This window comes from Xenorhabdus sp. IM139775 (genome assembly GCF_028598745.1).
GTDB lineage: Bacteria > Pseudomonadota > Gammaproteobacteria > Enterobacterales > Enterobacteriaceae > Xenorhabdus.
This window is the reverse complement of record NZ_JAQRFK010000027.1, coordinates 25116-40780: the sequence shown is the minus strand read 5'-3', so window position 1 is coordinate 40780 and position 15665 is coordinate 25116. Positions and strand designations below refer to the sequence as shown.

Sequence of the window (15665 nt, the reverse complement as noted above, 5' to 3'; positions counted from 1 at the left end):
GTAGTTATATGTTCGTCGTACTTCAACGTGCATTTATTATCTCCCCACATTATCTCCCCACATTGTGGGGAGATAATAATCAACTTGTGTGTTGCGAGCTGCAACGTGAAATTTATAGGGCATAAAACTATTTGCTAAATCCGTCTATTTTTTGTTTTTTATCATCTTGATAAAAGTTTTCCGTGCCGTTGGAGAACCTAGTCGTTCTGCTTCATCCAACAGTTTCAATGCCTTATCAATATCACTATGGTTAATCGCTCTTTTGATAGCGTCATTGAAATATTGTTCAGTATCATTCAGTACAGGTTTAGCTACTGAGGCAGCAGATTGCGCTACCGCTGGATTAGCCACAGTTGTTCTTATCGGCGATGTCGATACTGCTTGTGTAGAACCGACTGTCACTGGCTTAGGTTCAGGTGAAGAAAATACCTGACCAATCAGAATATTGCCTGTATTACTTTCTGATTGCACTTTTAACGTTAATGTCCCTGTTTCTGTATGGCGAGCGACCGGATCTGGTATATCCGGCACGGAATTACCAATTCCTTTAGCATAGGCCTTAGCAGGATCGACCATTTGTGTTGACGTTTGTAAATCAGAACGGGTGGTATAAATGAGTAAATAAATTCGCTGTTGTCCCAATGCCGGTGTCAGCTTTAATACACCCTCAAGCCTATCCGCGGACATAATGCCGGGTTGTTGATAGCGAAAGTAGTGGCTTGGATAAAAGGCCGCAGGACGGAGTTGTTCATCAAATACCAAAACATTCGGTGAGTATACCTGCTTATCTTTTATCAGACTGTTCAGCGTGATTCCCAATGAACCTTGATTGGCTGGTAAAGCAAATGTGGCTACCGCACCTTGGATATGACCATCATTGATTTGCTGTGACGAGCTATTAAGCACCATGGATTGCGTGCCATGAGCATTAATCGGCTGCCACTGTAATTTCTGCAAAGTTGACAAGGACAACGCTGGCGCGACAGCGTTGGTTGTTTCTGTGTCAGATCCCGCATTCGTTATTGTGGTATCTGATGCGGCATAACTCACAGCCGGGATCACGTTGCAGAGCAGGGCGCTGAGACAAAGTGAGAGTAATTTCTTTTTCATTACCACCAAGCCTCAAATTGGGCGCCAAACGTAAATTCATCGCTGTTCCCACGACTGAATTGATGCACTGGTGTATCGCGGGAGGCAACACCACTATCGCCATAACCCCATTTTTCATTCCATTTAGAGTAAGAGGTAAATAAACGGATAGCAGGGCGTGACCAGATGCTATCACCCGCTTGCCACTGTTGGGCCAGAGTGATCTTGTACTGATTATTATTTGCCTTAGTCCGTTGTGACTTCACATTGTCATAACCCACTTCCATTAAGGTACTCATTATCGGTGTCCACTTATACATGGGACGGACACCTACGGTGTACCATGTGTTGCCATTGTTATTGTCGAGGTCAATGTTTTGATACATGGCGACATACATGAGTTCCCATTTATTTGTGAGACTAATGGCACCATGATCCAGAATACGTAACATATGCCCGTTATTATTCACACTGGCACCTTCGGCACGCCCGTTGCTGCTGGAAGTCATGGCGTCAGTTGCGTACTGTAAGGCAAATTTGTTGAAGCCACCTAACAGACTTTGGGTATGTTCAGCAGTCAGCATCACACCATCTTTAGAGGCTTGTTTATCAAGCTGGTATCCTTTACGTGTATTAGCACGCCCATAGTCAATACCAAATTCCAGTGTGCCGCCGGCATTGACAGGTAAGTTGGCTAGCCGTATATCGAAAACATCATTTGAGGTTGATTTACCTTTTTTATCGGATTGATCGGCAATCCACCCATGCGAACCGCCTTCTTCTGTATTACGGGTGACAGCGAAGGACAGTTTACCAAAACCGAGATCGATATTTTCCAGACCTGCGCCGGGACCAGAAATATCCCAGTAGTAGAAATCGATCATGTGCGCATCGTGTCGCTGGTAGAAACGTTTACCCGCCCACAATGTTGAGCCTGGCAACCAACCAAGGACATTTGTTGCTTGCACGTTCACTTCACGGAAGCCCGGTTTGGTATCTTCCCAGTCTTTTTGCTGACTGACGGAGTAGGCTAAATTGGTATCAAAATAGAAACGTTTATCACCCTCTTTCCATAATTCTTGCCCCAGCTTAAGTTCGGCGTAGGTTTCACATTCGTTGCCGAGGCGGTATTTACTCGGTGCGCCGGTCGCTTTGGCACATTTTTGTTCACCGCCACTACCTGTCCAGCCAATGCCTGAACGGGCATAGCCGTGGAAGTCAACAGCAAGAGCTTGCATGGATAAGAAACTGGTTAGCATAGCCAATGAGAGAGACAATATACGCATAATGATTCTCCTGTTATTTTTTTATGGCCGCGGATCTAGACTCCGGGTTCTTTATGTAAACGCTGACATGCGGTGCCATCTTCACGGAAAAGATGACATCGGTGAGGTGCTAATCCGATAGTGAAATCGGCTCCTTCTTTTACGAGAACAATATCAGGTTGGCGGTAAACCAAATTTTGGTGAATGGCAGGAATACGGATGTGAATTTGGGTTTCGTTCCCCAGTTGTTCCACGATCTGTACTGTCCCTTCCAATGTAACATCGGCTACCTCATTAGGTAAAAGATGTTCGGGACGGATCCCCAAAGATACGTTACTACCAACCGTCAGCCCCTTGCTTTCAACGGGTAACCAAACGGGTTGGCCGTTAGGCAGGATGATCTGTACTTGATCGACAGCAATCGCTGACACTTTGACCGGTAGGAAATTCATTTTTGGTGAACCAATAAAACCCGCGACAAAGCGGTTGGCGGGATAGTGATAAATTTCAAGTGGCTTACCAACCTGAGCAATATTGCCCCCATCCAAAACAACAATTTTATCTGCCAAAGTCATGGCTTCGGTTTGGTCATGAGTGACATAAACCATCGTACGTTGAAGTCGCTTGTGCAGGCGTGAAATTTCAATTCTCATCTGTACGCGCAAAGCGGCATCCAGATTGGAAAGCGGTTCATCCAGCAGAAAAATATTGGGTTCAGCAACGAGAGTCCGGCCAATGGCGACTCGTTGGCGTTGACCACCGGACAGCGCTTTGGGTCGGCGATCCAGTAGATGGACAAGTTGGAGGGTTTCTGCAACTTGTTGCACTCGCTTTTGGATATCGCTTTTTTTTGCACCCGCCAGCTTCATACCGAATGACATATTGTCTGCAACAGAGAGATGGGGATATAGCGCGTAAGATTGAAAAACCATGCCGACACTGCGTTTGGCAGGTGGCACATCGTTTATTCGTTTGTCATCTATCAGTAAATCACCGGATGTGATGTCTTCCAAACCTGCAATCATCCTTAGCAGCGTCGATTTCCCACAGCCTGACGGGCCGACAAATACGACAAATTCGCCTTCCTGAATATCAAGATTAAGATCTTTGGAGATGACCGTTTCACCATATGATTTAGATACATTGCGGAATGTGATGCTAGACATTTGTTCCCTCCCTCGGATTTGCCACCTCAGTTTTCTGTTCGTTTCCTGTTCTTCTTTGTTTCCTATTTACCGTTTTTACCGTTGCGGGAAACGTCGGCGCGAGAAACTTAGTGAAAAACTGATAGCTGGATTGTGGATAAAATAACAGGCACAAGAATCCTCCATCCCAGAATTTTTGATGGGGGAGGAGTCAGGAGGACGAGCTTAATGTGATTAGGGAAGGAAGGATAAAATTGTCAGGTAAGATGTGACTCAAATCCCAAAAAAGGATGCCATATTAGTGTTAACGTTCTGATTTTAATTGTTTTTGTAAGCCAGTTCACACTCATGCAGTATGAGGCGTAGAACGGGGGAGGATGAGTCTTTTTTACATTGACTGCACACTGGTGTCATTTTATCTCGGTGTAATAAAGATAATTATCCTGAACTAACAAATGAAAAAGGCGGAATGATGACCAAGAAAATGTTACACGTGGGGGCTAGCACCCTGATGCTTTCCGTTCTAACAACCTGTGTATTGTCTGCTCCGGCTTTCGCGAAGCCAGAAGAAGGAAAGCTGGTAATCTGGATTAATGGCGATAAAGGCTATAACGGACTGGCACAGGTTGGTGACAAATTTGCAAAAGAAACGGGAATTCCTGTCACTGTTGAGCATCCTGACAAACTGGAAGAAAAATATACCCAAATTGCTGCCAGTGGCGATGGGCCGGATATTATTTTCTGGGCACATGACCGCTTTGGTGGCTATGCCCAATCAGGGGTAGTCGCTGAAATCACACCTGATAAGTCGTTTATTGACAAGCTATTTCCCTTTACGTGGGATGCCGTTCGTTATGACGGGAAATTGGTGGGATACCCTATTGCAGTTGAAGCCCTTTCCCTTATCTACAATAAAGACTTGATTAAATCTCCGCCAAAAACATGGGAAGAAATCCCTGCCCTGGATAATGAGCTGAAAAAGCAGGATAAAAGCGCAATCATGTTCAATTTGCAGGAACCGTATTTCACTTGGCCCCTGATTGCTGCTGATGGTGGATATGCCTTCAAGGCGGGCAACGGTAGTTATAATGTTAAAGACAGCGGGGTGAATAATGCCGGCTCGAAGGCAGGAATGAAATTTCTGGTTGATCTAGTCAAAAACAAACATCTCAACGCAGATATCGATTACTCCATCGCTGAAGCTGCTTTTAATAAAGGCAAAACGGCCATGACGATTAATGGCCCTTGGGCATGGGCGAATGTAGAGAAAAGTAAGATTAATTATGGCGTTGCCCAATTGCCAACCTTTAAGGGGAAACCCTCTAAACCTTTTGTTGGTATTTTAACGGCGGGAATTAATGCGGCCAGTCCTAATAAAGAGTTAGCGAAGGAGTTCTTGGAAAATTACCTGCTGACTAATGAGGGGTTGGCAATGATGGACAAAGATAAGCCGTTGGGCGCAGTGGCTTTGAAATCCTATCAGGAGATCCTGGAAAAAGATCCACGGATTGCGGCGACGATGGCAAATGCCCAAAACGGCGAAATTATGCCGAATATCTCCCAAATGAGTAGCTTCTGGTACGCAATGCGTAGCGCTGTTCTTAACTCGGTCAGTGGGCGTCAGGCGGTAGATGCTGCCCTTGATGATGCTGAAGCGAGAATGACAAAATAAACGAATGACAGGCTCCTGATCTCCAGGAGCCTTCGCACCTTATTGTGATTGGTTCTGAATCATCACAATGATTGGTAACAGGACGTGCAAGATGTCAGCGACATTAAGAAAAATAGTATGGTGGCAGCATCCTGCCCTGAAATGGTTTGCTGTAGGTTTTTGCCTACTTTTTACAGGTTATTTGGTTGTGCTGATGTATGCACAGGGAGAATACCTGTTTGCTATGTTAACACTGGTATTACTGGGAAGCGGCATCTATGTTTTTTCCAACCGGAAAGCGTATGTCTGGCGCTATACCTACCCTGGAATTGCTGGAATAAGTCTGTTTATCCTGTTTCCGCTTATCTGCACAATTGCTATCGCTTTTACAAACTATAGCAATACTAACCAATTGACGTTTGAACGTGCTCAAACGGTATTAATGAGCCGCCATTACCAGACAGGGGAACCATTTAATTTCAAACTTTATCCTGTATCTGACCAGTGGGTTTTGGCACTAAGTGTACCGGAGAGTACCCATTTATTGATATCTGAGCCTTTTTCTCTAGCGGGAACGGAGGAAATTGTCCTGCCTCTGCATGAACAGGAGCAAAAACTTGAAGGCAATGCCGCAGCATTGCGTACCATTACTCAGCATCGGCAGACATTGAATCAATTGGTCGCCGTTCTTCCTGATGGCAGTAAACTGAGAATGAGTTCCTTACGTCAGTTCTCAGCGATAAACCCGCTTTATTCCCTTGATGAAGATGGGGTTACACTGACCAATGGCCAAACTGGCATACAATATCGACCGAATAGGGATACAGGGTTCTATCAATCTATTAATGCGGAAGGGGAATGGGCTAAAGAAACGCTAAGCCCTGGATTCACGGTTTCTATTGGTTGGAAAAATTTCCTGCGGGTGATACAGGATGAGGGTATTCAAAAACCTTTTCTGTCCATTTTTATCTGGACAGTGGTTTTCTCTCTGCTAACCGTCGTACTGACAGTTGCTCTGGGGATGATCCTCGCTTGCATTGTACAGTGGGAAGCGCTTAAGGGACGAGCGATTTACCGAGTATTGCTTATCTTGCCTTATGCTGTTCCTTCGTTTATCTCCATTCTGATTTTCAAAGGATTATTCAACCAAAGTTTCGGTGAAATTAATCTGGTACTCAATGGGCTGTTTGGTCTTAAACCGGATTGGTTTACCGATCCGACACTGGCTCGAACCATGCTGATTATTGTCAATACGTGGTTGGGCTATCCCTATATGATGATTCTTTGCATGGGGTTGCTGAAATCTATCCCAGATGATCTTTATGAGGCATCGGCGCTTGATGGCGCAGGGCCATGGCAGAATTTCACCAAAATTACGTTTCCGTCATTGATTAAGCCATTGACGCCGTTGATGATTGCCAGCTTTGCTTTCAATTTTAATAACTTTGTCCTGATTCAACTGCTAACCAACGGTAAACCTGATCATATTGGTACAACGACACCCGCAGGTCATACCGATCTTTTGGTGAGCTATACCTATCGTATTGCCTTTGAAGGCGGGGGTGGGCAGGAATTTGGTCTGGCGGCAGCCATTGCAACATTGATTTTCTTGTTGGTAGGTGCACTAGCCATCATCAATTTGAAAACCACCCGCATGAAATTTGATTAAGGAGGAAGGAAGATGGCAATGGTACAACCTAAATCGCAACGATGGCGGGTATGGGGAACACATATATTCATGCTGGCTTTTATTGGCCTGATTTTGTTTCCTCTGCTGATGGTAATTGCTATCTCTTTGCGTCCGGGTAATTTTGCTACGGGTAACCTGATCCCAGACACTATTTCATGGGAACACTGGAAGTTGGCATTGGGTTATCGTGTCGAATCTTCTGATGGGCATGTCGTACTCCCACCATTTCCGGTCATGCAGTGGCTTTGGAACTCGGTCAAGGTTGCTTTCATTACTGCCACTGGCATTGTGACATTATCAACGACGTGTGCTTATGCATTTGCCCGTATGCGTTTTCGTGGAAAAGCCCCCTTACTGAAAGGAATGTTGATTTTTCAGATGTTCCCTCCGGTACTTTCTCTGGTGGCACTCTATGCCTTGTTTGACCGATTGGGAGAATATATTCCTTTCCTTGGCCTCAATACCCACGGCGGTGTGATTTTTGCTTATCTGGGCGGAATCGCTTTACATGTATGGACGATAAAAGGTTACTTCGAAACGATAGATCGCTCTCTGGAAGAAGCCGCCATGTTGGATGGCGCGACATCGTGGCAAATTTTCCGTTTGATACTGCTGCCGCTCTCTGTGCCTATATTGGCGGTGGTATTTATTCTGTCGTTTATTGGTGTGATTACCGAGGTTCCTGTTGCATCACTGTTATTACGTGATGTGGACAATTACACATTAGCTGTGGGAATGCAGCAATATCTACACCCACAGAATTATCTCTGGGGCGATTTTGCCGCTGCGGCTGTACTTTCTGCTATTCCTATCACGTTGATTTTCTTACTGGCTCAACGTTGGTTGGTGGGTGGATTGACATCGGGAGGCGTGAAAGGTTGATCTTCTTCCCAATCATGTATGCCATATGATTGGGTGGGTATTTTTCTTTATCTCCCCGCATCGCGGGGAGATAGTCAATATATCTTGAAGTACGGCGAGTATACCGGTGGTTCAGTCAGTTATAAAAAGTTAAGAACCCTGCTTTCGGCATTCGCCAACTGTTTGTAACAAGTGGTTGATATGGGTGTCTGCAAACATCGTTTCCAATGTGGTAGAAAGTTTTCGTCGCCAGTTTGGATATTCTTCTGTTGTACCAGGAATATTAACGGGACGTTCCATATCCAGCCAGTCTTCAGGTTGTAATCCTAATAAAGCACTAGTACTACGGGCTATATAGCGATGTATGCTTTGATTTATCTCGTTTGACATCGGAGGTTCAGTTTGTGCCAGTGATACTGATCCTTGCAATGAGGAGAGGGTATCCGGCCCGAGCAACTCTTCTGATAAATAGCCATGACGATTTAAACTGGTCAGTAATGCTTGCTTGCTGCGTTTGCGTTCCGAATATAAATCGGCAAGAAGCGCTTTATCAGGGTATAAGCCGATGGCTTCTCCTAAGGTGAGATCTTGATTTTGCCAGAATCCACGTAAGGTAGGTAAGTCATGGGTCGTAATCGTTGCCATTGCTTGCGCAGGATATTCATCGGGAGAATGGTATTCACCTTGCTGATTGCGTTCAAAATAAAATACCTTATAGGAATAAACACCGCTATCTCGTAATTTACCAACAATTTCTTCCGGTACAATTCCCAAATCTTCGCCTATTACCAGACAATGGTTGCGCTGGCTTTCCAAGGCCAATATCGCCAACAGATCGTCAACCGGATAATGAACATAAACGCCTTTATCGGCGGTTTCTCCTTGTGGTATCCACCAGAGTCTGAGTAACGCCATCACATGATCGATCCGCAATGCACCGCAATGGCGCATATTGCTACGCAGCAATTCAATGAAGGGTTGATAGGCTTGGGCTTTTAATACATGGGGGTTCATGGGCGGAAGCCCCCAGTTTTGCCCCAAGGGTCCCAGAATATCGGGAGGCGCGCCTACAGAGGCTTTAGTGCAATAGATACTTCGGCTACACCAGGTTTCTGCTCCCCCTTGTGCAACACCGACGGCAAGATCACGGTAAATGCCAATCGGCATGTGATGGGTTTGGCTGGTCGTGAAGCATTCGGCAAGCTGAGTGTCTGCCAGCCATTGCAACCAAAGGAAAAACGCTATCTCTTGTGGGTGTGAATGACAGAAAGACTTAACCGTATCGCCCTCTGGTTCACGGTATTCTTCCGGCCATATAGGCCAACCCCAATAAGCACTATTTTCCTCATATAGCTGATGGTGCAGGGCATCATAAGCAGCTTGAGAATAAAGATCCTTGCCGCCTTGGGTGACAAATTGTCGGAAAGCGATTTGTTGTGGATCATCGGCAGATCGGCGCTCGAATTGCGGATAAGCCAGACGCAATGCGGTCATTTTTAGTGTCATTACTGTGGTGTAATCGACCCATTCGGCTTGGCGGGCTTGCTGGAGTTTGAGCTGCGTTTGTGTTGAGTGCCACCACGCTTGTGCTTCAGCGCTATGATTAAAATCTTCTACCTGATTGACGGCAATATAAATGATATTGAGCCAGTGGCGGGAAGATGGGCTGTAAGGGCTGGCATTTTCAGGCATGGCAGGATATATGGCATGAAGAGGGTTCAGACCAATAAAAGCGCCACCACGCTGTGCCAGTTCTTGCAGCATATATTTCAGATCGCCAAAATCACCAATTCCCCAGTTATTTTCTGAGCGTAAGGTATAAAGCTGAACGCAGGCACCCCAAAGTTTTTCTCCACGTGTGATGGCATCTGGCTCGTAACAACGTTCGGGAGCAACAATCAGTGGTATGGAGTATTGCTGAGAGTGAGTTTTCGATATTAAGTCCAGTGTGTGGTATCCCAAGGGGAGGTTGGCCGGCAAAGTCAGTTGATGCTGGCAGTGACCATGAAGGATTTCCCCTTGCTCAGTCTGTATCTGCCACTGGTAATGATTTGTCTCCTCCAGAGGCAGAGTCGCTATTTGTCCCTGAATAACCACTTTAACATTAGGTAAAGAGGCGGCCTGTAGATGAGAAACCGGCCTCCCGACCGGTATATCTGCACTCATGGCTTCCAATATTCGATGCCTGGTTTCGGCAGGGATCGCCTGGGGTTTTCCATAGGCATTAATGTATTCGCTGGCAATGCCGGCCTCAGTTGCCAAATCATTGAGGCATTTATTTTCCATACTCAATCCCTATTTGGTTCGCCAGATGCGTTGTTGATAATCCTGAATGGCGCGGTCAGAACTAAAATGACCCATTCGGGCGGTATTGAGTACAGTACTGCGCGTCCAGCCTTCAGTGTCGCGATATCGAGAGTCAATTTGCTGATGGGCGTGGCAGTAAGAGGCAAAATCAGCCAGGACTAAATAAGGGTCACCTCCGTCAGTCAGGCTATGTAGCAGGAGATCAAAGGCGTGCGTATCTCCGTGACTGAGTTCACCTTTGGCGAGGGAGTCGAGGATATCTTTGAGATGATGATCCTGTTGAAGGATATGTTGTGGATTATAGCCACTGTTAAATAACGCCTTAGCCTCTTCCACGGTCTTGCCGAAGATAAAGATATGGTCGTTGCCAACGTGTTCGGCGATTTCGACATTCGCGCCATCCAGCGTTCCGATGGTCAATGCGCCGTTTAAGGCCAGTTTCATATTACCTGTACCGGAGGCTTCTTTGCCCGCCGTAGAGATTTGTTCTGACACATCGGCTGCTGGTATCATCAGTTCCGCTGCGGAAACATTGTAATCGGGGATAAAAGCAATTTTGAGTCGATCACGAACAATCGGGTCATGGTTGATCTTATCGGCGGCATGATTGATGGCAGCGATGATATTTTTCGCCAGATAGTAGCCGGGAGCCGCTTTGGCACCGAATAAGAAAACACGGGGATGGATATCCAAAGCCGGGTTTTCCTGAATTTGCCGATAAAGTGACAAAATATGGAGCAGGTTCAGATGCTGACGCTTGTATTCATGCAGACGTTTTATCTGGATATCGAAAATCGCATGGGGATCAATTTTGAGTCCCATGACCTTATTGACATAGTTGGACAGGCGAATTTTATTGTCTTGCTTAACGGTTCGATAGGTTTCACGGAAAGCAGGATCGTCAGCGTAAGGTTCGAGTTGTTGCAGGGCGGCAAGATCATTCACCCATTCATGATCTAATGTTTGGTCAATTAATGAAGAGAGTGCGGGGTTACACTGTTTCAACCAACGGCGTGGTGTCACACCATTAGTCACGTTGTGGAATTTAGTTGGCCACAATTGATGATATTCAGGGAATAGATCTGTCACGATCAAAGAGGAATGCAGGGCTGCAACCCCGTTGACGGCAAAGCAGGCGACAACACAAAGGTTAGCCATTCTGACTTGATTGTCATGGATAACTGCCAATTTCCCCCAAACTTGTTGGTTATCAGGCCAGACTTGATCCACGGTTTTTTTAAAGCGCTGGTTGATTTCCTGAATGATGCGGTGATGACGTGGCAGAAGCTCACTCATCAGTTGTTCATCCCAACGCTCTAAGCCCTCTGGCAGTAAGGTATGGTTGGTATAGGCGAACGTTTTTCTTGTGATTTCCCATGCGGATTCCCAACTTAACTGATGCTCATCAAGCAGAAGGCGTATCATTTCAGGGATCGCGATGGTTGGATGCGTGTCGTTAAGCTGGATAACTTCGTATTGGGCGAGTTCTTCTATTTTACGCCCTGCTTGTTGGTGGCGGCGCAAAATGTCAGCCACGGCACAGGCACACTGAAAATATTGTTGCATCAGGCGCAGACGCTTACCGGCCTGATGATTATCATTCGGGTAGAGCACTTTGGTCAGGCTGGCGGCTTCAATCCCTTGCTGTTCCGCGTGCAGGAACTGCCCGTCATTGAAAAGTGACAGATCAAAGGGGCTGTCGTATGTGGCTTGCCACAATCGAAGCGGTTGAGTCACCCCATTGTTATAGCCAAGTACGGGTAAATCCCATGCTTCGCCAATCAGAGTGAATGCAGGCGCCCAAGTTTCATGGCCCTCGGCAGTGGTCATGATTTCGCCGCCAAAACCGACGTTGACTTTTAATTGTGCGTTATGGCGAAACCACGGATAGGACTCGCGTTCCCAATTATCGGGTGCCTCAATTTGTTGACCCTGTTTGAACGATTGGCGGAAGAGGCCATATTGATAATTAAGGCCATATCCTGTAGCGGGTTGATTGAGCGTCGCCATTGAATCGAGAAAACAGGCCGCTAATCTGCCCAGTCCACCATTGCCCAATGCCGGATCAGTTTCTTCTTCCAGCAAGTCACTCAGGATCAGGCCATCTTCTGCCAGATAAGACTGAATATCGTCATACCAGCCAAGATTCAATAAGTTATTGGCTGTCAGCCGGCCTATCAGAAATTCCATCGAAATATAGTTCACATGGCGCTGGTGGTCAGGCGATGGATTGGCATCGTTTTGCTGAGTGGAGAGGGGAAGTAATTCAGATACGGCTGCACTCATCGCCTGCCACCACTGATGTGGTGTCATTTCCTGAGCTGAGTTCAGGCCAAAAGATTGCCACTGACGTGTGATCGCCGCCTGAAATAAGGCTTTATTGAGTTTCGGGTTTGTATTTAATGTGGATAGTTCCATGATGTCGCATCCTGTCACTAACTGAGGAAAATTGGGGGAATTATTTAAAGGGATATGCTGAAGGTTAGTGGCGTGGGAAACATCATCCCGTGAAAATATTCGCGGGGAGGAGCATCAGGGCGTAGCTATTTCTTTCGAGCTTTTCCGCAATTTCATAAGAGAAATAGAAAGATTGCAATCAAAGAATGTGACAGGGTGCAATTTAACACAATGAAATTAATCAACTTGTTTGCAAAAAGTGGGCATTTCTCTACATTTGGTGGACATTAATGAATGCGAATGGTGTTCACTGCGAATGATATTCATAGCAAACGGTGTTCACAGCAAACGGTGTAAGCGACTTAATCGTGTCAGACAGAATTCAGGTATCAGTTTTATTCATTGCTTTTATTGATTGCATGTGAGGGGAGAAAATTAATGCTTATCCCATCGAAACTCAGTCGCCCTCTTCGACTCAATAATATGGTCATGCGGGAACGCCTGTTAGAAAAGTTCAATGAAATTCAGAATGATCGACTGGTATTGATAACCAGTCCCGCTGGATATGGCAAAACAACCTTGATGTCACAATGGGCGGCTGATCAGGCGCACCTAGGCTGGTATTCCCTTGATGATAGTGACAATCAGCCAGAGCGTTTCGCCAGCTATTTGATTGCGGCCATTCAGCAGGCAACGCAGGGGCACTGCGTGAAAAGTGAGGTATTGGCCCAGAAACACCAATATGCCAATTTACCGGCCCTGTTTGCGCAATTGTTTATTGAGCTTAACGAATGGCAGCAACCGGTCTTTCTGGTCATTGATGACTATCACCTGATCGTCAATGAACTTATTCATGACGCCATGCGCTTTTTCCTCCGCCACCAACCCGAAAATTTAACGTTGGTGGTTTTATCACGCCATTTGCCCTCGTTAGGGATTGCCAACCTGCGCGTGCGTGAACAGTTATTGGAAATCGATAGCCAGCAACTGGCGTTTGATTATCAGGAAACCCAGCAATTTTTTGCCAAGCGGTTAGTGAATCCATTGGATGCTGAGCACTGCAAACAGCTATGCAATGATGTGGCCGGATGGGCAACGGCTTTGCAGCTGATTGCCCTTTCTGCCCGCCAATCGGGCAATACAACTGAAATGTCAGCCAAGCGTCTTGCGGGGATTAATGCCAGCCATCTTGCGGATTACCTTGTGGATGAGGTGTTAAATCGGGTGGATCAGGCGACGCGGGATTTCTTGCTGCATAGCTCTATTCTGCGCTCCATGAATGATGGGCTGATTGTTTGCCTGACGGGAGAGGAGAATGGCCAGCATCGTCTGGAAGATATTGAACGTCAGGGGTTGTTTATTCAACGAATGGACGATTCAGGTGAGTGGTTCTGCTTTCATCCTTTGTTTGCTTCATTTCTGCGTCAACGCTGCCAATGGGAAATGGCCGCCAAATTACCCGAATTGCATAGGGCCGCCGTGAAAGGCTGGCTGATGCAGGGATATCCGGGGGAGGCTATCCATCACGCCTTGGCTGCGGGAGATACCAGTCTGCTGCGGGATATTTTGCTGCAACATGCTTGGGAGCTGTTTAACCACAGCAAGCTTTCCCTATTGGGAGAGTGCATGAATGCCCTGCCGTATGAACAACTGTTGGAAAGCCCTCGTTTGGTACTGTTGCAAGCGTGGCTGGCACAAAGTCAGCATCGCTACTATGAGGTGAATGCGTTATTGAATCAGGCAGAGCAATCACTGAAACAGAAGCAAATTACCATCGAGCCGGAGTTGCTGGCAGAGTTTGATGCCCTGAGAGCCCAAGTGGCGATGAATGATGGGCGTCCGGCTGATGCTGATGCGTTGGCGGAAAAGGCACTGGCGGCTCTTCTGCCGGACAATCAATATGGCCGCATTGTGGCGATGTCAGTGAAAGGGGAAGTCTTGCATTGCAATGGTCAATTGGCCGATGCATTGGCATTAATGAAACAAACGGAGCAACTCGCCCGCCTTTGCCATGTTTATCACTATGCTTTATGGGCGTTGTTGCAACAAAGTGAAATTTTACTGGCGCAAGGTTATTTGCAGGCGGCTCATGACACCCAGACCCATGCTTTTGATTTAATACGGGAGCAGCATCTGGAGCAGTTACCGATGCATGAGTTCCTGTTGAGGATTCGCTCACAACTTTTGTGGTGTTGGGCTCGTATTGATGAGTCGGAAGAGGCAGCCCGCCTGGGGTTAGACGTGTTGGCTAATTATCAGCCACAACAGCAATTACAGTGTCTCACCCAATTGGCGAAATGTTCTTTGGTTCGGGGGGATATTGATAACGCCCGCCGTTATTTGACCCGTTGTGAAAATTTACTGAGTAATGGGCAATATCACCGTGATTGGCGGACGAATACGGACAAGTTGCGGGTTATTATTTGGCAGGCTTTGGAAGACAGCAGTGCGTTGTCTCAATGGCTGGCACAGGCAGAACGGCCAGAAAGTTTTTGTAATCACTTCAATCAAAATCAATGGCGAAATATTGCGCGAGCCAAAATCTTACTGGGTCAGTATGAGGAGGCGGGATCTATCTTGGAAAAATTGAATGAATATGCAAGAAGATTGGCATTGGTCAGCGATTTAAATCGTAATCTGTTGCTGTGTAATTTGCTTTACTGGCAGCTTGGACGCAAGGCACAGGCGCAGGATGTTTTGATGGAAGCCTTGAATTTGGCTAACCAAACAGGGTTTATCAGTCATTTTGTGATTGAAGGTGAGTTGATGGCTTTGCAACTGCGCCAGCTTATTCAACTCAATATCTTGCCTGAGATGGAACAGCACAGGGCTCAACGTATTCTCCGGGAAATCAACCGGCAGCACCGACATAAATTTGCCCATTTTGACGAAACCTTTGTAGAACAATTACTCACTCATCCTGATGTGCCTGAGCTTATCCGCAATAGTCCACTCACCCAACGTGAATGGCAGGTGTTGGGACTGATTTATTCTGGCTACAGTAACGATCAAATTGCGGCTGAATTAGATGTCGCCGCGACCACGATCAAAACCCATATCCGTAATTTGTATCAGAAAATGGGGATTACCCACCGACAGGATGCTATTCGTCAGGCTCAGAAATTAATGCAAATGATGGGATTGGGGGTTTAGGTATTATTTCTAAATGCGATTTATTTAGCATTTAATATAATTAATGAATATTAATAAACAAATATATGATTTTTCAAATATAAATTAAATTTTAAATTTGCTTAATA

Annotated in this window: 9 protein-coding genes; 4 read left to right on the top strand and 5 right to left on the bottom strand. The window is 46.1% G+C overall.

The genetic code is table 11. From position 1 onward, the window contains the following. Nucleotides 1-144: 144 nt before the first annotated feature. From malM to malK, 3 genes are read right to left on the bottom strand one after another with little or no spacing between them, the layout of a single operon-like run. Nucleotides 145-1110, bottom strand: a complete 966-nt coding sequence (malM, locus tag PSI17_RS08220) for a maltose operon protein MalM (protein ID WP_273551518.1) — start codon at nt 1108-1110, stop codon at nt 145-147. Then, nucleotides 1110-2375 (bottom strand): maltoporin, encoded by a 1266-nt coding sequence (locus PSI17_RS08215; RefSeq protein ID WP_273551517.1) that lies wholly within the window; start codon nt 2373-2375, stop codon nt 1110-1112. The genes malM and PSI17_RS08215 overlap by 1 nt, the downstream gene beginning before the upstream one ends. Before the next feature lie 35 nt (nt 2376-2410). Next, the gene (malK, locus tag PSI17_RS08210) at nt 2411-3520 is read right to left on the bottom strand and encodes a maltose/maltodextrin ABC transporter ATP-binding protein MalK (RefSeq protein ID WP_273551516.1); all 1110 of its coding nucleotides are present in this window, start codon (nt 3518-3520) and stop codon (nt 2411-2413) included. 463 nt (nt 3521-3983) lie between these two features. Here malK and malE point away from each other — a divergent pair, with 463 nt between their 5' ends. From malE to malG, 3 genes are all read left to right on the top strand, one after another. Next, a complete protein-coding gene (gene malE / locus PSI17_RS08205) occupies nt 3984-5171 on the top strand; it encodes a maltose/maltodextrin ABC transporter substrate-binding protein MalE (RefSeq protein WP_273551521.1) in 1188 nt (395 codons plus the stop codon). Between the two features lie 91 nt (nt 5172-5262). Further along, nucleotides 5263-6819, top strand: coding sequence for a maltose ABC transporter permease MalF (gene malF, locus PSI17_RS08200; RefSeq protein WP_273551515.1), 1557 nt, complete (start codon nt 5263-5265; stop codon nt 6817-6819). Between the two features lie 12 nt (nt 6820-6831). Beyond that, nucleotides 6832-7722, top strand: a complete 891-nt coding sequence (gene malG / locus PSI17_RS08195) for a maltose ABC transporter permease MalG (RefSeq protein WP_273551514.1) — start codon at nt 6832-6834, stop codon at nt 7720-7722. Between the two features lie 129 nt (nt 7723-7851). On the opposite strand, the gene malQ is transcribed toward malG, so the two are convergent. Next, the gene (gene malQ, locus PSI17_RS08190; protein ID WP_273551513.1) at nt 7852-9987 is read right to left on the bottom strand and encodes a 4-alpha-glucanotransferase; all 2136 of its coding nucleotides are present in this window, start codon (nt 9985-9987) and stop codon (nt 7852-7854) included. A 9-nt stretch (nt 9988-9996) separates the two neighbouring features. After that, nucleotides 9997-12426, bottom strand: a complete 2430-nt coding sequence (gene malP / locus PSI17_RS08185) for a maltodextrin phosphorylase (protein ID WP_273551512.1) — start codon at nt 12424-12426, stop codon at nt 9997-9999. Between the two features lie 417 nt (nt 12427-12843). Between malP and malT the strand changes: the two genes are divergently transcribed. After that, nucleotides 12844-15558, top strand: coding sequence for an HTH-type transcriptional regulator MalT (gene malT / locus PSI17_RS08180; RefSeq protein WP_273551511.1), 2715 nt, complete (start codon nt 12844-12846; stop codon nt 15556-15558). Nucleotides 15559-15665 lie beyond the last annotated feature (107 nt).

What these genes read in the sequence shown, in the direction of transcription:
- malG (WP_273551514.1), top strand. Translation starts at nt 6,832, where the DNA reads ATGGCAATGGTACAACCTAAATCGCAACGATGGCGGGTATGGGGAACA.
- malF (WP_273551515.1), top strand. Translation starts at nt 5,263, where the DNA reads ATGTCAGCGACATTAAGAAAAATAGTATGGTGGCAGCATCCTGCCCTG.
- malK (WP_273551516.1), bottom strand. Translation starts at nt 3,520, where the DNA reads ATGTCTAGCATCACATTCCGCAATGTATCTAAATCATATGGTGAAACG.
- malM (WP_273551518.1), bottom strand. Translation starts at nt 1,110, where the DNA reads ATGAAAAAGAAATTACTCTCACTTTGTCTCAGCGCCCTGCTCTGCAAC.
- malT (WP_273551511.1), top strand. Translation starts at nt 12,844, where the DNA reads ATGCTTATCCCATCGAAACTCAGTCGCCCTCTTCGACTCAATAATATG.
- malP (WP_273551512.1), bottom strand. Translation starts at nt 12,426, where the DNA reads ATGGAACTATCCACATTAAATACAAACCCGAAACTCAATAAAGCCTTA.
- PSI17_RS08215 (WP_273551517.1), bottom strand. Translation starts at nt 2,375, where the DNA reads ATGCGTATATTGTCTCTCTCATTGGCTATGCTAACCAGTTTCTTATCC.
- malE (WP_273551521.1), top strand. Translation starts at nt 3,984, where the DNA reads ATGTTACACGTGGGGGCTAGCACCCTGATGCTTTCCGTTCTAACAACC.
- malQ (WP_273551513.1), bottom strand. Translation starts at nt 9,987, where the DNA reads ATGGAAAATAAATGCCTCAATGATTTGGCAACTGAGGCCGGCATTGCC.